Annotated in this window: 28 protein-coding genes; all 28 read right to left on the reverse strand. The window is 36.9% G+C overall.

The window, feature by feature from the left end:
• A complete protein-coding gene (fliR, locus tag ACK4M9_RS08560) occupies positions 1-777 on the reverse strand; it encodes a flagellar biosynthetic protein FliR (RefSeq protein WP_409849394.1) in 777 nt (258 codons plus the stop codon).
• On the reverse strand, positions 777-1046 hold the full coding sequence (gene fliQ / locus ACK4M9_RS08565; RefSeq protein WP_409849396.1) for a flagellar biosynthesis protein FliQ: 270 nt from the start codon (positions 1044-1046) through the stop codon (positions 777-779). Before fliQ ends, fliR begins: the two co-directional genes overlap by 1 nt.
• A gap of 13 nt (positions 1047-1059) precedes the next feature.
• Entirely contained in the window at positions 1060-1737 is a 678-nt protein-coding gene (gene fliP, locus ACK4M9_RS08570; RefSeq protein ID WP_409849397.1) for a flagellar type III secretion system pore protein FliP, read from the reverse strand.
• Positions 1734-2447, reverse strand: a complete 714-nt coding sequence (locus ACK4M9_RS08575) for a flagellar biosynthetic protein FliO (protein ID WP_409849399.1) — start codon at positions 2445-2447, stop codon at positions 1734-1736. Before ACK4M9_RS08575 ends, fliP begins: the two co-directional genes overlap by 4 nt.
• Before the next feature lie 26 nt (positions 2448-2473).
• A complete protein-coding gene (locus ACK4M9_RS08580; protein WP_409849401.1) occupies positions 2474-2836 on the reverse strand; it encodes a response regulator in 363 nt (120 codons plus the stop codon).
• A 30-nt stretch (positions 2837-2866) separates the two neighbouring features.
• A complete protein-coding gene (fliY, locus tag ACK4M9_RS08585; protein WP_409849403.1) occupies positions 2867-4108 on the reverse strand; it encodes a flagellar motor switch phosphatase FliY in 1242 nt (413 codons plus the stop codon).
• The gene (fliM, locus tag ACK4M9_RS08590) at positions 4101-5093 is read right to left on the reverse strand and encodes a flagellar motor switch protein FliM (protein WP_409849405.1); all 993 of its coding nucleotides are present in this window, start codon (positions 5091-5093) and stop codon (positions 4101-4103) included. Before fliM ends, fliY begins: the two co-directional genes overlap by 8 nt.
• A 43-nt stretch (positions 5094-5136) precedes the next feature.
• Entirely contained in the window at positions 5137-5568 is a 432-nt protein-coding gene (gene fliL / locus ACK4M9_RS08595; RefSeq protein WP_409849407.1) for a flagellar basal body-associated protein FliL, read from the reverse strand.
• A gap of 1 nt (position 5569) precedes the next feature.
• A complete protein-coding gene (locus tag ACK4M9_RS08600; protein WP_409849409.1) occupies positions 5570-5785 on the reverse strand; it encodes a flagellar FlbD family protein in 216 nt (71 codons plus the stop codon).
• A gap of 114 nt (positions 5786-5899) precedes the next feature.
• Positions 5900-7189 (reverse strand): flagellar hook protein FlgE, encoded by a 1290-nt coding sequence (locus ACK4M9_RS08605; protein ID WP_409849411.1) that lies wholly within the window; start codon positions 7187-7189, stop codon positions 5900-5902.
• Between the two features lie 66 nt (positions 7190-7255).
• Positions 7256-7636: a TIGR02530 family flagellar biosynthesis protein gene (locus ACK4M9_RS08610; protein WP_409849413.1), complete on the reverse strand. Its 381-nt coding sequence runs from the start codon at positions 7634-7636 to the stop codon at positions 7256-7258.
• Between the two features lie 27 nt (positions 7637-7663).
• Positions 7664-8116, reverse strand: coding sequence for a flagellar hook assembly protein FlgD (flgD, locus tag ACK4M9_RS08615; RefSeq protein ID WP_409849415.1), 453 nt, complete (start codon positions 8114-8116; stop codon positions 7664-7666).
• A 9-nt stretch (positions 8117-8125) separates the two neighbouring features.
• Entirely contained in the window at positions 8126-9250 is a 1125-nt protein-coding gene (locus tag ACK4M9_RS08620; protein WP_409849417.1) for a flagellar hook-length control protein FliK, read from the reverse strand.
• Between the two features lie 84 nt (positions 9251-9334).
• A complete protein-coding gene (locus ACK4M9_RS08625) occupies positions 9335-9907 on the reverse strand; it encodes a MotE family protein (RefSeq protein WP_409849419.1) in 573 nt (190 codons plus the stop codon).
• 14 nt (positions 9908-9921) lie between these two features.
• On the reverse strand, positions 9922-10359 hold the full coding sequence (gene fliJ, locus ACK4M9_RS08630) for a flagellar export protein FliJ (RefSeq protein WP_409849421.1): 438 nt from the start codon (positions 10357-10359) through the stop codon (positions 9922-9924).
• A 2-nt stretch (positions 10360-10361) separates the two neighbouring features.
• Positions 10362-11678 (reverse strand): flagellar protein export ATPase FliI, encoded by a 1317-nt coding sequence (fliI, locus tag ACK4M9_RS08635; protein WP_409849423.1) that lies wholly within the window; start codon positions 11676-11678, stop codon positions 10362-10364.
• Positions 11665-12453, reverse strand: a complete 789-nt coding sequence (gene fliH / locus ACK4M9_RS08640) for a flagellar assembly protein FliH (protein WP_409849425.1) — start codon at positions 12451-12453, stop codon at positions 11665-11667. The genes fliI and fliH overlap by 14 nt, the downstream gene beginning before the upstream one ends.
• Positions 12446-13459, reverse strand: a complete 1014-nt coding sequence (gene fliG / locus ACK4M9_RS08645) for a flagellar motor switch protein FliG (protein ID WP_409849427.1) — start codon at positions 13457-13459, stop codon at positions 12446-12448. Before fliG ends, fliH begins: the two co-directional genes overlap by 8 nt.
• A gap of 12 nt (positions 13460-13471) precedes the next feature.
• Positions 13472-15043: a flagellar basal-body MS-ring/collar protein FliF gene (gene fliF / locus ACK4M9_RS08650; RefSeq protein ID WP_409849429.1), complete on the reverse strand. Its 1572-nt coding sequence runs from the start codon at positions 15041-15043 to the stop codon at positions 13472-13474.
• 90 nt (positions 15044-15133) lie between these two features.
• Positions 15134-15442, reverse strand: a complete 309-nt coding sequence (gene fliE / locus ACK4M9_RS08655; protein WP_409849431.1) for a flagellar hook-basal body complex protein FliE — start codon at positions 15440-15442, stop codon at positions 15134-15136.
• 12 nt (positions 15443-15454) lie between these two features.
• On the reverse strand, positions 15455-15910 hold the full coding sequence (gene flgC / locus ACK4M9_RS08660; protein ID WP_409849433.1) for a flagellar basal body rod protein FlgC: 456 nt from the start codon (positions 15908-15910) through the stop codon (positions 15455-15457).
• 2 nt (positions 15911-15912) lie between these two features.
• Positions 15913-16314: a flagellar basal body rod protein FlgB gene (flgB, locus tag ACK4M9_RS08665; RefSeq protein ID WP_409849435.1), complete on the reverse strand. Its 402-nt coding sequence runs from the start codon at positions 16312-16314 to the stop codon at positions 15913-15915.
• Between the two features lie 439 nt (positions 16315-16753).
• Positions 16754-17533 carry a GTP-sensing pleiotropic transcriptional regulator CodY gene (gene codY, locus ACK4M9_RS08670; protein ID WP_409849437.1) on the reverse strand — a complete coding sequence of 260 codons (780 nt, stop codon included), beginning with the start codon at positions 17531-17533 and terminating at the stop codon, positions 16754-16756.
• A 27-nt stretch (positions 17534-17560) separates the two neighbouring features.
• Positions 17561-18958 (reverse strand): ATP-dependent protease ATPase subunit HslU, encoded by a 1398-nt coding sequence (gene hslU / locus ACK4M9_RS08675; protein WP_409849439.1) that lies wholly within the window; start codon positions 18956-18958, stop codon positions 17561-17563.
• A 73-nt stretch (positions 18959-19031) separates the two neighbouring features.
• Positions 19032-19571, reverse strand: coding sequence for an ATP-dependent protease subunit HslV (gene hslV / locus ACK4M9_RS08680; protein WP_409849852.1), 540 nt, complete (start codon positions 19569-19571; stop codon positions 19032-19034).
• A gap of 131 nt (positions 19572-19702) precedes the next feature.
• Complete coding sequence (gene xerC / locus ACK4M9_RS08685) at positions 19703-20599, reverse strand: tyrosine recombinase XerC (RefSeq protein WP_409849441.1); 897 nt, start codon at positions 20597-20599, stop codon at positions 19703-19705.
• A 65-nt stretch (positions 20600-20664) separates the two neighbouring features.
• Positions 20665-21972 (reverse strand): FADH(2)-oxidizing methylenetetrahydrofolate--tRNA-(uracil(54)-C(5))-methyltransferase TrmFO, encoded by a 1308-nt coding sequence (gene trmFO, locus ACK4M9_RS08690; RefSeq protein ID WP_409849443.1) that lies wholly within the window; start codon positions 21970-21972, stop codon positions 20665-20667.
• 288 nt (positions 21973-22260) lie between these two features.
• Complete coding sequence (gene topA / locus ACK4M9_RS08695; protein ID WP_409849445.1) at positions 22261-24330, reverse strand: type I DNA topoisomerase; 2070 nt, start codon at positions 24328-24330, stop codon at positions 22261-22263.
• Positions 24331-24348: the final 18 nt, after the last annotated feature.

Below are 24348 nucleotides of genomic sequence, written 5' to 3' on the forward strand. Positions count from 1 at the left end.
CTACATCCCTCCATAGAGCTGCATTAATGTTCGCATTGCTAGTATCATTTGTTGCACCAATTGTTTAGTTACCATAAAAAAAGCAGGCATAGCGAGTATAAGAATAACAAAACCTACAAAAATTTTAATTGGAAATCCAATAACGAAAACATTCACTTGCGGAACAGCTCTAGCGATCATTCCTAGAGCAACATCGACTAAAAATAAACAACCAACTATTGGCATCGCCATTTGAAAGGCGATAAAGAACATTGTCGTAAATGTCTTAATAAAGTGCGTCAAAATTGCTTCATTACTAAAAGGAAGATAAATTTGTTCAAGCGGGATAAATTGATAGCTATAAAATATCCCATCTAATAATAGATGATGTGCGTCAATTGCTAATAAAAATAAAAGGGCGAATGTATATAAGTATCCACCCGTTAAAGGACTTTGTGCCCCAGTTTGAGGGTCGATAACATTTGCAATCATAAACCCCATTTTTATATCAATAAAACCTCCAGCTACTTGGATCGCGTACATCATAACCATCGCAATTAATCCAACTGTCAGTCCAACAATTGCCTCCTTCATAATTAACAAAAAATAAAGCCCATCAATTTCAATAATTGCAGGATCAATTGTAAAAAACATTAACCAAGTTAGGAAAAAAGCAAGCCCAACTTTAAAGAAAGCTGGAATTGTTCGGTGAGAAAATAATGGTAATGTTATAAAAAAACTCGAAACCCTAGTTAAAATCAGTAAAAATGCAGGAGCGTATTGTAATAAATCAAGCATTATCCAACAAACCGATGCAAGTTACTATAGATTTCAGACGCAAAAGTAAGCATATGTGAGAGCATCCATGGTCCAAAAACGATTAGTGCCACTAATACTCCGACAATTTTCGGGATAAATGCTAATGTTTGCTCCTGAATTTGAGTTGTTGCCTGAAAGATACTTACTGCTAGACCAATTCCTAAAGCAATTAGTAGTAATGGTCCAGCAATCACTAATACTGTAAATACACCTTTTTCTGCCATTGAAATGACAAATTCTGCACTCATTGAAACCACCCTTTTAGAAGCTTAATAGTAATGATCTAACAACTAAATGCCAGCCATCAATCATGACAAAGAGCAAAATCTTAAACGGCAATGCAATCATTACTGGTGGAAGCATCATCATCCCCATTGACATCAGGATACTAGCAACGACCATATCGATCACCAAAAATGGCACGAAAATCATAAAACCGATCTGGAAAGCGGTTTTTATTTCACTAATAGCAAATGCAGGTACTAACGCCGTAAGCGGTATTTCATCTATAGAATTAGGTCGTTCCATGCCTGCGTAGCCCATAAACAACGCTAAATCTTTTTCTCTTGTATGCTCAGCCATAAAATATTTAAAAGGTGTAGTAGCCTTTTCAAACGCTTCTTCTTGAGATAATTCATCATTAAATAATGGCTGAAGAGCTGTTTCGTTTACTTCTGACAAGATTGGTGACATAATGAAAAATGTAATAAATAAAGCCAAAGCAATCAGCACTTGATTAGGTGGCATTTGTTGCGTTGCAAGACCAGTCCGAACAAATGATAACACGATGATAATTCTAGTAAAACAAGTCATTAAAATTAATATACTTGGAGCTAATGTTAAAACTGTCATTAACAATAACAGTTGAATCGTAGAAGCTAGGTTTTGTGGCTCATCGCTAAAAATATCTAAGGCAGGAATAAAACTTAATGATATCATTGCTCCCTCTCCTTAATCGCTGCATGGGCCTGTTTTTGCGAATTTTTCACATCAGTTAATTGACGCTCTAACAATCCTTTAAAATACTGCTTGGAGTCATGACTTTCCTCATGTCCATTTAGTTTTGATTTAACCCAAGAAACAGCAGATGAGAGTTGTTGCTGTACTTCTTGAACTTCGTAGTCCTCAATTATTTTTTTTACTTCGGAATGATTGTCTATTTCTTTTAGTAACTGAATGGTTTCTCCAACTCCTACGACTAAAACCCGCTCTCCAACTCTAACTAACTGAATAGAACGGTTACTACCAATATGGACTCCACCTATATTTTGTAAGGTGCGATGAGTTTGATAAGATTGCGAACGTCTTCCTATAAATCGGATAAGTGCATAAATCATAAATATAACCGCAGCTAGCGCAATAAACAATTTAAAAAACATTCCAAATAGGCTTTGATCGGTTAAACCAGTACCAACTTGTATGTCTTCAGCTGAGCCAAGGACTGGTTCATCTTCTTGACTTTTCTCATTTTCAGTAGAGATTTGTTGATTAATTTGACTTTTCTCATCTTCACCAGGGACTTGTCCATCTTCCTCTTGATAAGTTTTTAGAACAGACTTGTTATCATCCGCTTGTACTTGAATTGTTTCAAGCGGATGAAAAACACCCATGAAAAAGATGAAGCATACAAAAACTTTATAGTAGTTCATAGGTTGTCCACGACCAATCATCTGTTTTATCCAATCGTTTTCTTTATTGCTTCAATTACACGGTCTGCTTGGAACGGTTTAACGATAAAATCTTTCGCTCCTGCTTGAATAGCATCAATGACCATTGCTTGTTGGCCCATCGCTGAGCACATAATCACTTTAGCATTTGGATCAAATTTTTTGATCTCCTTAAGTGCAGTAATTCCATCCATCTCAGGCATCGTAATATCCATTGTCACAAGGTCCGGAGACAGTTCTTTGAATTTTTCTACTGCTTGTGCACCATCATTCGCTTCACCAGCTATTTCAAAACCATTTTTAGACAAGATGTCTTTAATCATCATTCTCATGAACGCAGCATCATCTACGATTAAAATTCTATTAGCCATTTTTGGCCCTCCTTTTAAATGTACAGTTTGTTATTGTAAGTTTTTTAAGCGATCCGTTTGACTAACAATATCCGTCACCCTTACTCCAAAGTTTTCATCAATAACGACTACTTCCCCTTTAGCAATTAACTTACTGTTTACTAGAATATCTACTGGCTCACCTGCTAATTTATCAAGTTCAACAATCGAACCTTGTGAAAGTTCTAAAATTTCCTTGATCGATCGTTTAGTTCTACCTAATTCAACTGTCACTTGAAGTTGAATATCTAACAGCATCCCTAAATTATTTGCTTCTGCTTGATTTAAGCTAGGTGTTTCAAAACTAGAAAACGCAGCCGGTTGAACATTAGCCGCTCGTTGATTCGGCTGCTGCCCATATCCCATTCCACCAAAGCTTTGTGCTTGTCTTTGTACAGCTGGTTGCTCATAATATTGTGCAGCAGCTGGAGTCGTTTGCATTGGCTGTGTTGGTGTTTCATAATACGATTGCACTTCTTCAGGTTGTTGATAATGGCTTTGTTGATGGTTGTTTGTCGGATTAGCTTGGTTTAGCTCAGGGACAACTTCTTCCTCTTCATTACTAGATGGATTCATTAATTGGTTTACCAAGTCTTTGGCAAATGACACTGTAACTAGTTGCATAATTTGTGAGTCTATCAAGTTACCAATTTTCAAACTAAATGATATTCTCGCCAAAATATCCTCATCAGGAATATTTGTAGTGCCTTCGCCACCCTTAACGTCCAATAAGTCTATTCCAGGAGGCGAAATGTCGACTTTCTTATTAAATATCGTTGACATTGACGTAGAAGCAGAGCCCATCATTTGATTCATAGCTTCTTGAACCGCACTAATTTCCATTTCCCCTAGCTCAGTTTCATTTACGTCTGTACCATCGCCACCCAACATTAGGTTAGCTATAATGGCTGCATCAATCGTTTTAATGACTAATAAATTCATTCCCTCAAAGCCTTCTGTGTATTTCACATGGACTGCAACATGTGGTTGAGGAAACTGTTCTTCAAGATCTTTTTTATCAATAACTGATACTTTAGGTGTAGTAATATCTACTTTTTGATTTAATAATGTCGATAATGCTGTTGCCGCACTTCCAAAGGTAATATTGCCGATCTCCCCTAATGCATCTTGCTCAATGCTAGAAAGGTAATTCTCGATATTAATCTTAGCTGAGTCGGTACTATCTTCATTGTCATCATTATTAAGACCGCTTAATAATGCATTAATCTCTTCTTGAGAAAGCATGTCACTCATTATTTTCACCCTCCCCAATTACTTCTGTAACTTGAATAGCAAGCTTATTTTTGACTTTTCCAGGTTGGGCCCAGAATTTTGGTTCTTCCCCTACTTTAATTAATAGAGGATCTTCAATTAAGCGATTAAGCTCTATAGTATCGCCGATGTCAAGCTGTAAAAACTCTTGAATTGTAATATCCGACTTCCCTAACTCTGCTTTCAAAACTAATGGTACGGTATGGACGTTTTTTTCTAATGCTTCTACTTCTTCAGGTAGACGACTTTTCTTTTTCGTCTGCATCCAATAATGCACTGATAACTTGGGTAAAATATCTTCAAGAACGACATGCGGAAGACAAATATTGATCATTCCAGTCGTTTCGCCAACCGCAGTTGAAAGAGAGATAACGACCACTGTTTCATTTGGTGAAACCATTTGTAGAAACTGTGGGTTTACCTCTAATTCATCCATCTGTGGATCTAGCTCAATAATTGTGCTCCAAGCTTCTTGAAAACTCTCTAACGTTCTTTGAAAAAGTTGTGCCATTATTTTCGTTTCTATTTCAGTTAAATTGTCCACTTTATTAACTGCCACACCTCTACCACCTAAAAGACGATCAAGCATTGCATAGGCAATATTTGGGTTCACTTCTATTAAGAAACGTCCATCTAAAGGATATGGTTCAAAAACGTTTAATATTGTCATTTTAGGTACAGAACGAATAAACTCATCATATGGTAGCTGGTCAACAGAAGCAACTGTTATTTGAACAAACGTTCGAAGTTGTGCAGAAAAGTAAGTTGTTAATAATCTCGCAAAGTTTTCATGGATTCTTGTCAAACTACGAATTTGATCTTTGGAGAAGCGAAGTGCTCGCTTAAAATCATAAACTTTAATTTTTTTCTGACTTTCCTCTTTTTTTAGTTCATTAGCGTCCATTTCCCCAGTTGATATTGCAGATAGCAGGGCATCTATCTCACTTTGTGATAAAACCTCAGCCAAGAGCCTCACCTCTCTTTAAGAAAACTATTCTTTTCTATAATTGCTATTGCAAGACAAAACCTGTCGTATAAACTTTCATAACAACACCCTCTTGCATATACTCGTTAATTTTTATCTGTATTATATTTTCTAAGTTCTCAATCCCTAAAGACCCCGAAAAGTCACTTGCACGCATTCCCGAGAGTTCACGAATGATAATGTTGCGAACTTGAAAGTCACGTTTTTCAAGCTCTTTTTTTGCTTTCGCATTATCTACTTGAATTTTAAATGTAACTCGAATGAAATCATTTGTTAGTAGATTAGTAGTGATTTCATTTGTATCAACAGATAAGGCGAGGATTTCATCAATCGTCGACTCATTGTTCTGGTCAGTTGACTTAGTAAATTGAAAATATAGAACTAGTGTAATTCCCCCAATTAGCGTTAGGGTAACTAGTATAATTAACATAATGTTAACTAATTTATTTTTAAACAAATCAACTTCCCTCCATTTCCGTCTTCATCAGTTTTACTATTCCAACCTTTTGATAAAATTCGATTGTTTTCAGCATAACATCTTCTTCTGAATCAAGCACAACAATTTTCTTTCCATTTGATAAAGTTATTGTCGTGTCTGGAAATGATTGTACTTGTTCTATGAAAATTGCATTTAACATAAACGAATGACCGTTTAAACGGTTAAGTTTAATCATCTTGTAATGTAAGAGGCATGTACTTGCCTCTTATCCTCCTAACTATGAATTGTGAAAGAGAGAGAAGAATAACTTATTTCGGTAGCTATTCTTCTAATCTAGATAATTACTAAATTAACGTTTTAGATTTACTAATTCTTGGAGGATCTCATCAGATGTTGTGATAATTCGCGTATTCGCTTGAAACCCACGTTGTGCAACGATCATTTCAGTAAATTCTTCTGAAAGGTCAACATTTGACATTTCAAGTGTACTTCCAGCCATAACACCTCGACCTTGACCAGCAAAACCAACATTTGGTAACCCTGAGTTGTTAGAAACTTGAAAAAGATTTTCACCGGCTTTAGTTAAACCACCCGTGTTATTGAATGTTGCCATCGCAATCTGCCCTAAAATCCTTACTTCACCATTTGTATATACGCCATTTATTTCTCCAGTTTGGGATATATTAAAACTTTCAAGGAACCCTTCGGAATTACCATTAACGATATCAACATCTGCAGTATTTGAACCTTCAAATTGAGTTAGCCCTTTGAACATATCAACACTCAATGGAATCGTTATTGGGTTTACATTGTTCCCTAACTCTGCTGGAGACAATACTAGGTTCGCTGGTGGAACCGGGAACCCTGTTGTTATAGGAGCACCATTTGCATCAAAACTTAGTGTTCCTGTTACTGGTGTGTTTAACGCTACCCATGGACTAGTTGGTGGTGTAACTGTGCTATCAAATCTTTGCGCAGTATAATTCCAAGTTCCAGCGCCAGTTCTTTCAAATTGCATTCTCACATCATGCACTCCACCAAGAGAGTCAGTAACTTTATGTTGAATAAAGACACGTTCAGGTGGCGTTGCACCAATTGCCTGCGTTGCATCTAAATTCCCTTTAAAAGTCACCTGAGTTGTTGCCTGTGGTGGAATTACAGTTCCTGCCTCAATCCTTAAGTCTCCAAACGCATTAGGATTTATTCCTGTTCCAGTAGCATTCGGTTGAAACCCTTGAACCTTGAGTCCATCTGACGTTACAAGCGTTCCTTGACGATCTAAATAAAAATTTCCAGCACGTGTATAATAAGAGAGATTGCCATTATTGACAATAAAGAACCCATCTCCAGAAATTCCAAGATCGAGAGCACGACCAGTTGTTTGTAAGCTGCCTTGTGTGTGAATCGTATCTATTGAAGCGATTGTCCCACCTAAACCGATTTGGCGAGGGTTTGTTCCTCCTCTGTTATCGGTTGGGTTACTAGCTCCTGAAAGTTGTTGGCTAACTAAATCTTTAAATGTAGTACGGCCTTTTTTGAAACCAAATGTATTTACGTTAGAAATATTATTACCAATTACATCAAGTTTAGTTTGGAAATTTTTCATTCCACCAATCCCAGAATACATTGAACGTAACATATTTTTTCCTCCTTCAATTTGAACTGCTTCTATCAGTCAGCAGCTTATAGCTTCCTTTCGGTCCAGCTAATCAATTATGATTGTTCCGTTAATATTTGTGAAAATTTGCGTTTTTGCTTCATTTCGATCTAACGCTGTAATTACCGTATTATTCTTTGCACTAACAACCAAAGCTGCATCTCTTAAAACTACTAAAGAATCATGGACACCTTTTGCCTTTGCTTCCTTAATTTTCACTGAAATTTCTGACCATTGGTTATCATCGATAGTAATACCCCTGTCCTCAAGTCGTTTTTGAGCATGTTTGCTAACTTTTAGCTCAAACGTGTCTCTGAATTCAGCATTGAGCAATTCTTTAAAGGAAGTAGTTGGAACTGTTTGCTTTTTTGGTAATACCGTTGGTCTTGGTAGTTGGTGCAGATGGTGGGCTTGAATCCGTTTATCCATTCTGATCACCTCCGTCTCCCATATTAGTTACTTATCAGTAGGTCTACTAATATGGATCACTTGGATTGTATCGATTACTTCTCCACCTTCTAATACTAGTCTAGTTGTCCCATGTTGAAATTTTATTGCTTTGACAACGCTATCTTGAACTCTCATTTCAGTCTCACCTTGAGTATTGGCAACCACTTGTTCCCACTTGATTTCCTTACCGATCAATTGGCTATGAGATAGAAAATGGCTGTCCTTTTGCATATCAATAAAGCCAGTCAGAGCTTTATTCATTTGTGTCATTTGTTCTAAACTTGAAAAATTAGCCATTTGCGAGATAAATTCTTTATCTTCCATTGGCTTTGATGGATCTTGATTTGCTAATTGTGTCATTAAGATTTTTAAGAACGCATCTTGGTCTAAAGTTCGTTGCCCCGTTTTTCGTTCTGATTGTCGTTCTGACAAATATAAACTATTTACTGAATTAATCATCAGATCTTATTACACCTCTTCATCGAAAGTTTCATTTAAGAAATCTTCGAACTTGATTTTATCGTCTACATTGTCTTCCTCATTTTGATCTTTATTTTGCTGACTACTGTTTTTACCTTGCTGGTTTTCTTTATCTGATTGTTGCAACGATTGGTGCTGTTGTTGAGTAACAACTTCTAATTTTTCGACTTGAATATTCAAACCGATAAACGCTTGTCTTAATTGATGAAGTTGTGTGTCTAGGGCACTTTTTGCAGCTTTCGTTGTCGTCATTAATTGCGCAATGATGACACCATTTTGTTGTGTTAAAGTAATATCTAATCTCCCTAAATGCTGTGGAAATAACTTAATCGTTAGTTTGTTTAACCCGTTAGGGAATTGGACTAAAGAGCTTTTTCCAAGGATGTTATGAAATTGTCTTAAGAATTTTTCAGCGTTTTGTTGTTCTGTAAGATCTCTACCAACATGAAGTGCAAACTGATGAACTTGATTCATTGGCAATCCTTGCACTATCGGAGCTGCAACCTGAGAAACTGCTTTGTCATTTCCCGTTGACGAACGGATAAATGCCGATAAAATGAACTCTTCTTTATTTAGACTTCCCTTTTGGCCATTAAGATTTATTTCTTTCCCATTTTCAGATAGTGTTTTCTCTAATTGTGAAAGAAGTCTTTGGATAACACTACTTTCAAGGCTTGTCTGTTTTGAAGTGCCGAGATCCTCATTCGTAGTATTAGAAAACCTAATCACTAATGCCAATAACATAGCAGGATTTTGCAAGTAATCCTGTCCATCCTCAACAAAATTAAAGTTGTTACTATCCGCGTTAAAAATTTCTTCAATCTCCATTTGCAGTACAAATGGGAGTTGCTTTAGCAATTCCTCAGCATTTGGGTTTGAGAGTAAATTTTCGTCATTTACTTGATCTTTGTTAATAAGTTGTAAAATAAGCGTATGCAAATCTGAGATTTCAATTTCATCCTTTGGAGCTTCAAATGTTTGATGTACTTCAGTATCAGTTAATGCATGTTTAAACAAGTGTAAAAATCCAGAGTTTTCACTTTTATTCGTCTCTTTAGAGGATTTACTTTGCTGTGTTACTTGCGCTACATGGATAACATTCATTTGAGTCATCTTTTTTCACCTCCCTTCAAGAATAGAGAAATTTGGCTACTCTAGCTAGGCATGTCTATTTTCATTAGGTATTTAATTACCCGGTTAATTGTTACCAATAAGGGTAATTAACTTGGCTGCCTTTTCTGGCGTCATTTTCGCTAAAATTTGCGCCCTTTGATCTGCTTTTAAGTGCGTTAGTTGCAAGGCTGCCTCTTCCTCTGGTAACTCACTTAAAATACCTGCTGCATTTTTAGCTGACATGGCAACATACATTTTCGCAAAATCCTCATAAACTTTCGTCACTGAAGACTGATTTACTTCCATTTCCTCTAGCTCGCTCATTAACACCTTGATTCTTTCAGAAAGTGACTCGATTTCTAGCTCTTTAGATGTGAGGTTATTTTTTAATTGCTCTATATCTTTTTCACGATCACTAACCAAAGCCGTTAACTTTTCCAAATCGGCTCTTTCCTCTTCTTTTAATTGTTGCTCTTCAGTTTTAACATACTCTGAAAGGAACGGAATATTTGAAGCGACTGACTTTGCCTGATCGACAACATTTACGCCTATGAAGTTTAGAATAATGCCAAATAGTATCATTCCAAACAGCACAGGGATTAAGATAACCATAAAAAACCACTGCATCGCACTGTGTTTCTGCTCTTCTTGTTTCATTCGCTCACCTAATTTCATCGCTTGACGAACTGTTGAACGGAAATTTCGTCCATCAAAATATTTTCTTGTCGCCTTGTTTCTTCTACGTATATATCATATTTTATTTGTTTCATCTTTTCGTATTTTTTTTGTTCAATCGATTTTTCTACAAGTTGCTCTTGTTTTCGATTCATGTTTTCACGAGCTTTTTGTGTATACACCTGAAACTGATCGATACGTTTTTGTAACTGTGATAACAAAGATTGTGACTGCTGAATTTGGAAAATGTGTATTCCACTTTCAATCCGCTGATAGTAATCACTTTCGAAGCCTTCCTTTTGTTTTAGGAGCTCATATAATTTCGTAGCTACATCCTCAAACTGTCTAGTAGCTTGGGAATATTCCTTTTCAGCGTTTAGCTTTTCACTTTCTCGAACATCAAGAATTTTTTGCAACGTAAACCGAAATGACATAACTATTCCCCTTTACTATAGTCTTGTAGTAGCAAATGGACAGCCTGATTGAAGGTAACTATCTCCTCAGTAGATTGCTTAATAAAGTTAATAATGTCTGGGTACGCTTGAATAGCTTCATCAACTTCTTTTGAAGCTCCTCGTTTATATGCACCAATATTGATTAAGTCCTCAGAATCAGTATAAATAGCCAATAATTGTCTTAATCGATCTGCAGCGTAACGATGACTAGGCTCAACAATATCATTCATCACACGGCTAATACTTCTTAATGGGTTAATTGCAGGGAATTGTCCTTTATTTGCCAACTTACGGTCTAAAACTAAATGTCCATCTAAGATACCGCGTACTGCATCAGCAATCGGTTCATTCATATCATCACCATCAACTAACACCGTATAAAACGCAGTTATTGTTCCAAATTCATTAGTGCCAGAGCGTTCCAATAACTTCGGTAGGTAGGCAAAAACACTTGGTGTATAGCCTTTTGTTGTAGGCGGTTCACCGATCGCTAAACCGATTTCACGTTGAGCCATCGCAAAACGTGTAACGGAATCCATCATTAATGTAACATTTAGACCTTGATCTCGGTAATATTCAGCAATGGCTGTAGCAGTCATTGCCCCTTTAATTCTCATTAGGGCTGGTTGGTCTGAAGTAGCAACGACAACGACTGTTTTTCTTAAACCATCTTCACCTAAATCCCTTTCAATAAAGTCTCTAACTTCTCGACCTCGTTCTCCTATTAATGCAATGACATTTACATCTGCTTCCGAGTTTTTAGCAATCATCGACATTAATGTACTTTTACCTACGCCACTCCCAGCAAATATCCCCATTCTCTGTCCTTTACCAACTGTAAATAGACTATCAATTGCTCGAACCCCTAAACTAAGCGGTTCATAAATCCGCGGTCTAGATAATGGGTTTGGAGGTGGATTTTCAGTTGGATATGGTCTCAAACCATTTGGTAATTCAAGTCCATTTAACGGTTGCCCTAATCCATCAACAATATGCCCAATAAGACCAGAACCAACTTTCACCTGTAATGGTTTTTTAGTAGCTTCAACAAGACTTCCAGGGCTAATATCATGAACTGTCGTAAATGGCATCAATAATACCATTTCATCACGAAAGCCAACAACTTCAGCCATCACTTTTCGTTTTGTTGCTTTACCAATGATAATGTAGCAAAGCTCACCAATTGAAACTTGAGGACCTTTCGACTCAATCGTAAGACCAACGACTCTTGTCACTTTCCCATAATTCTTAAAGGAGTCAATTGTACTTACTCGATCTATTAAGTTAGCGACTCTCATCCTCGCCCAACTCCTTTAATTTCTCTAGAAGTGCGTACTTAATCTCTACAAGTTGACTATCAACAGAAGCATCTATTTTTCCATACGGCGTTTCAATTTGGCAGCCATTCTCTTGAAGATGGGCATCTGGATATATATATAAATTATTACAATTTGGCAATAACAGTCCAAGCTCTTCTTTACGTGCAATTGTGAACTCAAACCAAGTAGGGTGTACATAAATTTTTACATACTCTTGTTCTCTAACTTCGTTAATTACCGCCGTAACTATTGAAAGCCAATTTTCATGTTCTGATTTTAGTTCATTTGAGATAACTTTTTCAGCAATTTTTACAGCTAATTCAACGATAACCGGTTCTGCTTCCTCAATTTTTTTGAGGTAGTCATTTTTAGAAGAAGTAACGACAGCTCTTGCTTCTTGAATAAATGCCTCATATTGCCTTTGGCCTTCTTTAAGGCCATTCTGAAAGCCGTCATTATAACCATTTTCTTCGGCTTGTTTAAACAGCTCCTCAGCCTTCTGTTGGTTAAAGATCATTTCTTCATTGACCTTTTCCTGAAATCGTTGATACTCCATTTGTGCTTCATTTCTTATACAATCGGCTTGTTCTAGAGCTTTTTGAATTTCTTCATCTATTAATTTCGTTTCTTGATAAGATCGGTCTTCCACATTTAAATCGTTTAGTTGTAGCTTTGGAGTGACTTTTTTTAATCCAATCGTCTTTTTTTCATTTTCTAAGTTGGTAGTAAAAATTGATTTTATGACGTTAGACAATAATATCATCTCCTCCGCCACGAGCAATGACGATTTCACCAGAATCTTCTAGACGACGGATGATAGCAACAATTCGAGACTGTGCCTCTTCAACGTCACGCAGACGTACAGGCCCCATATATTCCATCTCGTCTTTGAATGTTTCTACCATACGTTGAGACATATTTTTAAAGACAACATCTTTGACTTCATCGTTGGCAACTTTAAGCGCAAGTTGTAAATCTTCGTTTTCAACATCGCGAATAACACGTTGGATCGATCGATTATCAAGCGTAACAATATCTTCAAAGACAAACATTCGTTTCTTAATTTCTTCGGCAAGTTCAGGATCTTGTATTTCAAGAGCATCTAAGATTGTCCTCTCCGTACTACGGTCTACACTATTTAACACTTCAACAACGGTTTCAATACCACCAGTTCTCGTATAGTCTTGGGTAACTGTTGCAGAGAGCTTCCGTTCTAAAATGTTTTCAACCTCATTAATGATTTCTGGAGATGTACTATCCATCAATGCAATCCTTTTTGCGATATCAGCCTGAACCTCTTGCGGAAGTTCTGAAAGAATTTGAGCTGCTTGAACTGATTCTAAATATGAAAGTATTAGTGCAATTGTTTGTGGGTGTTCATTTTGGATAAAATTTAAAATTTGAGCTGCATCCGCTTTCCGAGCAAAATCAAATGGCTTTACTTGAAGCGTCGATGTTAGACGATTAATAATTTCCATTGCTTGGTGTTCTCCAAGCGCCTTTTCAAGGACATTTTTGGCGTAGCCAATTCCGCCTTGAGTGATATATTCTTGAGCAATCGCTAACTGGTGGAACTGATCAATGATTTCTTCTTTCGTGCTTGTATCAACTTTTCGGACACTTGCAATTTCAAGTGTGAGCTTATCTATTTCTTCTTCACTTAAATGTTTATAAACTTGTGCTGAAACGTCTGGTCCTAAGGAGATAAGAAGAATCGCTGCCTTTTCTTTACCAGTTAATTCCTTCTTTTTTACTACCATACTTTCCCCTCCTTAATCTTCAGATAACCATGTGCGAACAAGCTTCGAAAATTCTTCTGGTTTTTCTTTCGCCATTTTCTCTAATTGTCTACGACGTGCTTTTTCTTCAGTATCGTGCTCGTCATTAGGGTCAGGAATATCAAAACGAAGAGCTTGAGCAGTGGACTCTTCAATCATTTCTACCTTCTTACCCTTACGTAATAATAAGAAAATTAATAATATAATAAATAAAATTAATCCACCTACAATGTAGTACCAGACTGGAATACCTTGTTTTGGTTCTTCTAATACTACTTTGCCTTTAAACTGTTGTGTAGAAACAAAAACTTTATCATTAATCTCATCTAATGTTAATTGATCAATGACTTCTTTAGAGATACTTGTTTTAACAATCGTACTCAGTATTTGTTGGACATCATTAACTAATTGATTCAGATCAGCATCTGTTTCTGTAGGATCAATCATCACTTGAATGCCAATATCTCTAACCTGATAAGGACTCATAACGATATCACGACGAATTCGATTTACATCATTGTTAATTCGCTCTTCCATACGCTCATAGTCACCAGCGCCAGAGCCTGCCCCACCTGGATAACCAGGTATATCGGTCTCACCAGTGCCTGGAATACCACCATCTTGAAAATCCTCACCACTAAATGTTTCTGTAATTCGTTCAATACTTATTGCCAGGCCAGACATATTTTCGACATCTACTGGAGCAACAATGTCTTCAGCACGATTTTCTTTTGTGAAATCAATATCTGTTGAAACCGAAACTAGCACATTATCCCTGCCAACAAGTGTACCTAACATTTGTTGTACCTGACGTTGCAAATCTCGCTCTATTTCTCTTTGGATAGATCTCTGCTGTTCAAAAATTGAAAGCGTAGAATCAACAACATTGTCATTTCTCAACTCTAAATATTCACCAATTTGATTCATAATAACAATGTTCTCAACTGGAAGTTTCGGAACACTTTTTGAAATAAGATGATATAAGGCCCTAATTTGCGGTTGCTCTAATTGATATCCCGGTCGAATATTCAATGTTACTGAAGCAGATGCTGTTTCAGCTTCACTTGAGACCCATACACTTGGTTCTGGCAATGTAATCATGACTTGGGCATGCTGTACACCGTCGATGGTACGAATCAAGTTTGCTAACTCCGTCTGTATTGCCGCTCGTTCCATAATTGTAAATTCGTTATCAGTCATCCCAAAGCCCATACGATCTTTAAACGTCGTATAATCAATACTTCCACTCTTAGGAATCCCTTCAGCAGCTAATTCTACTTTCAAGATGTCCACTAATGCTTCAGGAACGTTGATCGCAGTTCCACTATTAGTTACTTCTGAAGGAATTGCTCTTGCATCTAACTGGGCTTTAATTTCTCCTGTCTCGTGAAACGAAAGATTTGTATACAATGGAACCATGTTCGTCCGCGACCCCAACATTGAGACAAGGATGAGAAGGGTGAAGAGCAGTAGGAAAGAACCGACAATAATTCCCTTTTGGAGATTAGTTCGTTCTCTCCAATATGTTGTTATTTTCTCTTTATAAAACAATAATTTCTCGTTCATGTATCCCCCTACTTTTACTAACGGCGTCTACCTTAGTTAGTTTAATCTCTTGACTTGCTGTCCACGAGACACACTAGTAATCGCTATCTATTACACTTGCATTCTCATAACTTCTTGATAAGCCTCTACAACCTTATTTCGAACTTCGATTGTAGCTTGTAATGAAATACTTGCTTTTTGTGCAGTGATCATTACTTGATGAAGGTCAATGTTTTCTCCTCTAGCTAATTTTTCAGTAGCTAGTGTTGACGCATGCTGTGCTTCGTTAACTTTGTGTAACGCATCACTTAAAGCCACTTTAAAGCTATTTTGTGCTTCTGCTGGTGTTAGTCTTTTTACAGGTTGGCTACCAGCATTAACATTCATTATTGAATACGGTTTAAATGAAATAGGTTCCAATTATACCCCTCCTTACCCTTTACCAATTTCTAATGCCTTCATTAACATGTTTTTCGTTGCATTTAGTGTCGTTACATTCGCTTCATATGACCTTGTAGCGCTCATCATATCAATCATCTCTTTTAAAGGGTCAACATTTGGTAAACGTACATACCCTAGTTCATTTGCATCTGGATGATCAGGCTGATAAACAAGCTTAAAGGGAGTTTCGTCGGCAACAATTCGACTGACCTTTACACCGTTCCCCGCATGTTCTGTACGTCCCATAGCTTTTGACAAGTGGGATGAGAAGCGATTTTCATTCGGTTGCATAACTACCATTTTTCTCTGGTATGGCTGCCATTCCCCATTTACATATTTACCTCTTGTTGTGTCGACATTTGCCATATTTGAGGCTACAACATCCATACGTAAGCGCTGAGCAGTAAGAGCAGAAGCGGTTGTATTAAAGCCGTGAAAAATCGTCATAATTATTTTCCACCTCCAATAACTGTCTTTAAGCTATTAAATCTACCATTTAATCGTTCAATCATCGCATTATAGTAAATTTGATTTTTGGCCATTTCAGACATTTCATGCTCAATATCTACATTATTTCCGTTATGATTAAACATTGTGTTATTACGTGAAACAACTATGGCAGGAGAATGACTTGTCTTTCCACCAAACTGAATGTGTCGTTCGTCAGTTTGATAAGCTCTAAGTTGCCCATTCATTGCTTTTTCGAGCTGATGCTTAAAGATAGTTTTCTTTGCTTTATAATTTGGTGTATCTACATTTGCTATATTTTGAGATATTGTTTTTTGGCGCAAAGACGCCGCATTTATTGATTGCTCTAGTAATTGTTGACTGGAATTAGAGAATATCTTCATTTTAAACCTCCGAATAAAAAACTGAGCCTAACGCCTTGGATATCTTAGTCTTTACATGTAAATTAATTGTTAACAGCGGTACTTTTATAGTATGAATAAATTTAACACTAATGATTATTGTATATAATAATTATCCAATTGTCTAATAGTGTTTTATTTTGTCTAAACTTCAATTATATAGTCCTAGCTTTTTGGTGAGATTTGGCGGAAATTGTATATTTTTCTAGTTATTTTGTAACATATATCAAGTTTGTTTTCTAGTTTATTATACGGTTAAAGTACCAATTTCTTAAGGGGTACTATTTGCCAATTTCATAGTTTTAAAATATTGACTAAAAGCTGTCACAAAAGGAAATATACATACAAAAAAAAGACCAGACAATGAAAACATAAAAAGTTTGCATTGTTCGGTCTCTCCATCTTTAAATTTAGGTCTAAATTACTTCGATTTAAGCTTTTCTAGCTCTAAAAGGAACTTGTCATTAAATACTTTAATAAATGTTCCTTTCATTCCTAACGAACGTGATTCAATAACACCAGCACTCTCAAGTTTACGAAGGGCATTAACAATTACCGAACGGGTAATCCCGACACGATCTGCAATTTTAGAGGCTACTAGTAATCCTTCATTCCCATCCAACTCATCAAAGATATGCTCTACAGCTTCTAATTCACTGTAAGAAAGCGAACCAATCGCCATTTGTACAACCGCTTTACTTCTCGCCTCTTGCTCAATTTCAATAGTTTTTTCATGGAGGATTTCCATCCCTACTACAGTAGCTCCGTATTCAGCAAGAATTAAATCATCATTATCAAATGAATCAGTCAACCTTGCTAAAATTAGTGTACCAATTCGATTCCCTCCACCATTGATTGGAACAATCGTTGTTAACCCTGAATTGAATAAATCTTTATTTTCGATTGGAAAAGCAGTAAATTCGCTATTAATATCCAAGTTGGAAGAAGTTTCAGTGATCTTAAATAAATTTGTAGTGTACTCTTCTGGAAATTGACGATCTTCTAACATTTTCTTCATTCTTTCATTTTCAATTTCCTGTTTAATAGCAAAACCTAATAATTTACCTCTACGGCTAACAATAAATATATTAGCTGCAATAACATCGCGAAGTGTTTCTGCCATATCCTTAAAGTTCACAGGCTGTCCTGCAGTTTTTTGTAGCATTTCGTTAATTCTTCTAGTTTTAGTTAATAGTTCCATTTAAAATCCTCCTAAATTGTCATATCTCTATAAAATATATTGACTTAAATCACGATTTTTAGCTATCGTTGCTAGTTTCTCGTCTACGTATGTAGCCGTAATAGTGATCTCTTCTAATGTAATATCTGGTGCTTCAAAAGATAAGTCTTCTAAGAGCTTCTCGAGTATTGTATGGAGCCTTCTTGCTCCAATATTTTCAGTATCTTGGTTAACCTCTGTTGCAATTTTTGCAATTCTCTCAATAGCATCGTCAGAAAATACAACTTGTATACCTTCAGTAGCTAATAATGCTTGATACTGTTTAATTAATGCATTGTTAGGTTCAATTAAAATTTTTACAAAATCAGCTTCAGTTAAACTAGCTAACTCGACTCGAATTGGGAAGCGCCCTTGTAGTTCAGGAATTAAATCAGAAGGCTTCGCAACATGAAAGGCACCTGCTGCAATAAATAAGACATGATCTGTTTTCACAGAACCATATTTCGTAACAACTGTAGATCCTTCAACGATTGGTAATATATCACGCTGAACACCTTCACGAGAAACATCCGCTGAAGACTGATGACCTTTCCCTGCCACTTTATCGATTTCATCAATAAAGATAATACCCAATTGCTCAGCACGTAAAACCGCTTCTTGGGATACTTCATCCATATCAATCAGTTTTTGGGCCTCGTCGTCAGTTAATACTTTACGGGCTTCTCTAACAGTTAGTTTGCGCTTTTTTTTCTTCTTTGGCATCATGTTTCCTAGCATATCCTGCATGTTCATTCCCATTTGTTCCATACCAGAGCCTTGGAACATATCTAGAAATCCACCTGTTTGCTCTTCAACTTCAACTGTAACATAATGACCTTCTAATTCACCTAATGCAAGCTGATGTTCCATTCTTCGGCGAAGATTGTGGAGCTTTTCCTCATCGGTAGCATCGGTTTGTTCTGTAGAGGTTTGATTTTGACCACCGAAAAGCATCTCAAATGGATTTTTATAAGGCGTTTCCTTCTTTTTTGACGGAACTAAAAGCTGAACGATACGTTTATTAGCATTTTCTTCAGCTTTACCTCTTACCTTTTTCATACGATCCTCTTTGACTAGACGGATTGATGTTTCTACTAAATCACGAACCATCGATTCTACATCTCGACCAACATAACCAACCTCAGTAAATTTTGTTGCCTCAACTTTAATAAAAGGGGCACCTACAAGTTTAGCTAATCTCCTAGCTATTTCTGTTTTACCTACTCCAGTTGGACCAATCATCAAAATGTTCTTTGGTGTAACTTCGTCACGAAGTTTTTCATCTAGTTGCCCCCGTCGATATCGATTACGAAGGGCAATTGCAACAGAGCGTTTCGCTTTATCTTGACCTACAATGTATTGATCTAGTTTCTCAACAATTTGCCGAGGTGTTAAATGATTTTCCATACCATCGCTCCTCATTGTCTAATTTAACTACAGCTTTGTGATAACTACTTTCACATCACTGTACAAGAGACTATTAAAGTTCTTCTAGTACAATATTATTATTTGTATAGACACAAATTTCTGCAGCTGTTTGAAGGGCTGCCATCGCGATTTCCTTTGCTTCTAAATGCGAAGCATGCTTCTTTAAGGCACGACCTGCAGAAAGTGCATAATTCCCACCAGAACCTATGGCCAACACTCCGTCATCAGGTTCAATTACTTCACCTGTCCCAGAAACAAGATAAATGTTCTCTGAATTTGCCACAATTAACATCGCTTCAAGTCGTCTGAGCACTTTATCACTTCGCCATTCTTTCGCTAACTCAACAGCAGCTCGTTGTAAATTCCCGTTATACTCCTCTAGTTTTGATTCGAATTTCTCAAACAGAGTGAACGCATCAGCTACAGAACCTGCAAAACCAGCCAATACTTTTCCATTGTATAATTTACGTACCTTCCTTGCGGTATGTTTCATCACAACTGCATTTCCAAATGTCACTTGCCCATCCCCTGACATGGCACATTTACCATCATGGTGAATAGCAAAAATCGTAGTAGCATGAAATGACTGCACCAACGTAAATCCTCCTTTATTAAGAAAATCTAAGTATCCGAATTGCGCCTAAGTATGGAAAGTACCACCTAAGAAGTACGTCGCAAATGTACATACATTCTGCTAACTACAAAAGGCATCATTCCGTTTAATTACGCTCTAGGGTGAAAGCTAGTATACACATTTTTCAAATGTTCTTTTGTGACATGTGTATACATTTGTGTTGAAGATAAATGAGAGTGCCCCAACAACTCTTGAACACTTCGCATATCCGCTCCTTCATTAAGCATATGCGTTGCAAAAGTATGTCGGAGAACATGGGGGCTAATATGGACCGAAATTGCCGCCTTATTTACTAGGTCCTCTAAAATCTTTCTAACACCACTTCGTGATAACTTTTCGCCACGATAGTTTAGAAAAAGTGTACTGCCCTTTTCACTTTTCAACAATTTCTTTCTACCATCATTTATATACGTATGTATTGCTTCGACAGCATAGCTTCCCAACGGAATATAGCGCTCTTTACGCCCTTTTCCAAGGACCTTAACTGTTCCAATTTGGAAATCTATATCTTGAATTTGTATATTACAACATTCACTAACACGAATTCCTGTGCCATACAACAGCTCCAACAAAGCTTGATTACGTTGACCTAAAGGGGTCGTTAACTCAGAAACAGTAAATAGCCCACTAAGCTCATCCTCGTACAAAAAAGTCGGGAGTCTTGATTCTTGCTTAGGAATAGTAGCAAGAGCAAACGGATTTTCCTTCACACCTTCTTCTACCAGCAAAAATTTAAAAAAGCTTCTTAAACTGGAGATTTTCCGTGCAACCGTTTTTCTTTTTAAGTTCAATGCATAAAGCTCTGTTAAATAAAGTCTTACAAATACATAAGAAACAGCAGCGTAACTAAATATGCTATGCTGCTTCATGAAAGATGAGAAATGTTCAATATCCTTTTTGTAATTGTATACAGTGTGGTTTGAAAAATTTTTCTCCACCTGCAAAAAACGAATAAACGTTTCTATTTCTTTTACCAAATTTGACATTTGTGGTTCTCACCTCACTAGAGCCTCTAAATATTACCACAAAATCAAATTAGGTGCAAGTGAATTTACATTTTTTTCAAAAAATTCTGAATTGTATCAAGTGCTCTTGTAGCTAGTTGTTCATAGCGTTCTTTTTTATTTCTTACACGCGGCTCCATAGGAGGTAATAAACCAAAGTTAGCGTTCATCGGTTGAAAGTTCTTTTCATTTGCAGTTGTTATATAGTTAGCCATACTTCCGAGAACGGTTTCCTCTGGAAATACAACCAATTCTTTTCCTTGTACATATCTTGCAGCATTTAAACCTGCTAAAAGGCCAGCAGCTGCTGACTCAACATAACCTTCGACACCAGTAATTTGACCAGCAAAAAACAGATTAGGTCTCTCTTTATATTGGTAAGTAGGTAAAAGTAATTTAGGAGAATTGATGAACGTATTGCGGTGCATTACACCATAACGGACGATTTCTACGTTTTCTAGACCTGGGATAAGCTGCAGCACATCTTTTTGAGGGCCCCACTTTAAATGTGTTTGAAAGCCTACAATGTTATAAAGAGTTCCTGTTTGGTTATCCTGTCTTAGCTGAACAACAGCAAATGGGCGCTTTCCTGTTTTCGGATCTTCTAACCCAACTGGCTTCATAGGACCAAATAGTAGTGTTTTTTTGCCTCTTTTAGCTAAAACTTCAATTGGCATACAACCTTCAAAGAATATTTCTTTTTCAAATTCTTTTAAAGGAACTGTTTCAGCGCTAACCAATGCTTCATAAAATCGATCAAATTCCTCTTCACTCATTGGACAATTTAGATAAGCCGCTTCACCCTTATCATACCTTGACTTAAGGTATACTTTTTCACGGTTAATACTGTCGACCTCTAAAATCGGAGCGGCAGCATCATAAAAATATAAATACTCTTGCCCAGTTAACTCTTTTAACTGTTGAGAAAGTTTCTCCGAAGTTAGTGGACCTGATGCGATAACCGTAGGGCCTTCAGGAATTTCAGTCACCTCTTCAGTAATGACTTCTACTAATGGGTGATTTTTTACTCTCTCTGTAACTAAACCTGCAAATACATGACGATCTACAGCTAAAGCTCCTCCAGCTGGGACTGCACAATCATCTGCTGACCTGATGATCACAGATTGCAACTGCCTCATTTCTTCTTTCAAAACACCAACTGCGTTAGATAAAGCATTAGATCTCAATGAGTTACTACAGACAAGTTCTGCAAATTTATCTGTATGATGTGCAGGAGTTTGCTTCACAGGTCTCATCTCATATAATTTTACTGGTATACCTTGACTTGCTATTTGCCATGCAGCTTCACTACCTGCTAAGCCCGCACCAATTACATTTACTTTTGTTTCAATCAAAATTAATTCCTCCAATTAAGAAAAGCGCAGAGCGCCCGCTAAGCGGCGACAAGCAAATGTTCTGACAGGAAAAAAGTGTGCTTTTTCACTTTTTTATCTAAGAAAAAATGAAATCCTTTTTCCTCGGCAGGTTATTTGACCTCGAGCCAAATACTACTTTGAGCTACTTCTTTGCAATTTTGCGACGAGTAACCGCAGGAGCAGCTGGCGCTCGGAGCTAGACATTACCTTAAATCTTTTAATTTCTTTTAGGAAAAAGCAAGAATTCGATATTTAGCAACTTACGAGCTAGTTTACTTCTTCCTCGTAATCACATTTTGTACATTGTACATTAATACCCTTTTTCGTCTTCTTTTCCACTAACATTTCGTTACACTTCGGACACGGTCTAGCTATCGGTTTATCCCAAGAAATAAATTCGCAACTAGGGTACTGATCACATCCAAAAAACGTTCGGCGTTTCTTACTTTTTCGCTCAACAATATTGCCAGTATCACACGTAGGACATTTTACACCGATATCCTTTACAATTGCTTTCGTGTTCCGACAATCAGGAAAATTCGAACATGCCATAAACTTTCCGTACCTGCCCATCTTGTAAACCATTTCATGTCCACAATGCTCACAATCTTCGCCAGCAGGTTCGTCTTTTATCTCAACTTCTTTCATTTCTTCTTCGGCAATTTTCAGGTTATTTTCAAAGCCTTTATAGAACTGATCAATGATCTTGACCCAATTCGTTTCCCCTTCTTCAATTGCATCAAGGTCACTTTCCATTTTTGCGGTAAATTCAACATCAATAATTTCAGGGAAAAATTCATTAATTAATTGCAACACAATTTCCCCTAATTCAGTCGGAATGAAACGTTTATCTTCTAGAGCAACATAACCTCGCCGTTGAATCGTATCCAAAGTTGGCGCATATGTTGATGGCCTACCCAATCCTAGTTCTTCCATCGTCTTTACTAATCTAGCTTCTGTATACCGAGGAGGTGGCTGTGTAAAATGCTGATTAGGTTCAATAGTTTCTTTTGAAACAGTCATACCTTCTTCTAAATGTGGTAAAAGACGGTCCTCTTCCTTTTTACCATCATCATTTCCTTCAATATAAACCTTCATAAAGCCTGGGAACTTTATCTTTGAACCTGTAGCTCTAAAAATAACACCATTATTATTAATATCAACACTCATCGTATCAAGAATAGCTGGCGCCATTTGACTAGCTAGTAAGCGTTCCCATATGAGCTTGTATAGACGAAGCTGATCTCTACTTAAATAGTTCTTAAGTGTTTTGGGGTCATTGAATATTGCTGTAGGTCTGATCGCTTCATGGGCATCTTGAGACTTTTTATCTTTTTTCACTTGTCGTTTATCGGTAGGAAGATACTCAACTCCATAATGAGTTTTAATATATTCGCTAGCCTCACTTTCAGCCACTTCAGAAACCCTAGTAGAGTCTGTTCTCATATATGTAATTAAACCGACAGTACCTTCTTTCCCAATATCAACACCTTCATAAAGTTGTTGAGCGATCATCATTGTTTTCTTTGCTCGGAAATTCAGCTTTCTAGCAGCCTCTTGTTGAAGCGAAGATGTAGTAAACGGCAATACTGGATTTCGTTTTCTTTCCTTCTTTTTAACACTCTCAACAACAAATATGTCATTTAGCTTCCTTAGTACTTCATTTACTTCTGCTTCTGACTTTAGTTCGTTTTTTTTGTTGTCTACACCATAAAATTTCGCTTCGAAATGATCACTATTAGTTTTAAATGTACCTACAATTGACCAATACTCTTCTGGAATGAATGATTGTACTTCCTTTTCACGATCAATAATCATTTTTACCGCAACAGATTGAACCCTTCCAGCACTCAAGCCTTTTTTCACTTTCTTCCATAATAACGGGCTTATATTATAACCAACTAGACGGTCAAGCACCCGTCTTGCTTGTTGTGCATCTACAAGATCCATATTTATTGGTCGTGGCGTTTTAAAAGCATCTTTAATAGCCTGCTTTGTTATTTCGTTGAATACTACTCGACAGTCCGATTGTTCATCAATCTTTAAACTGTGTGCTAAGTGCCAAGCAATTGCTTCTCCTTCTCGGTCAGGGTCGGCCGCTAAGTAAATTTTCTTTACTTTTTTAGCTGCGGTTTTTAAATCTTTTAATATCGGTCCTTTACCGCGGATTGTAATGTATTTCGGGTGATAATTATCTTCTACGTCTACACCCATTTGACTTTTAGGCAAATCAATGACATGTCCCATAGAAGCTTTAACAATATATTTTTTCCCTAGATACTTACCAATTGTTTTTGCTTTAGCGGGAGATTCAACGATCACTAAGTAATCTGCCATTTTCTGTTTCCTCCCCCT

Origin of the sequence: Anaerobacillus sp. (assembly GCF_046314235.1) — a bacterium.
GTDB lineage: Bacteria > Bacillota > Bacilli > Bacillales > Anaerobacillaceae > Anaerobacillus.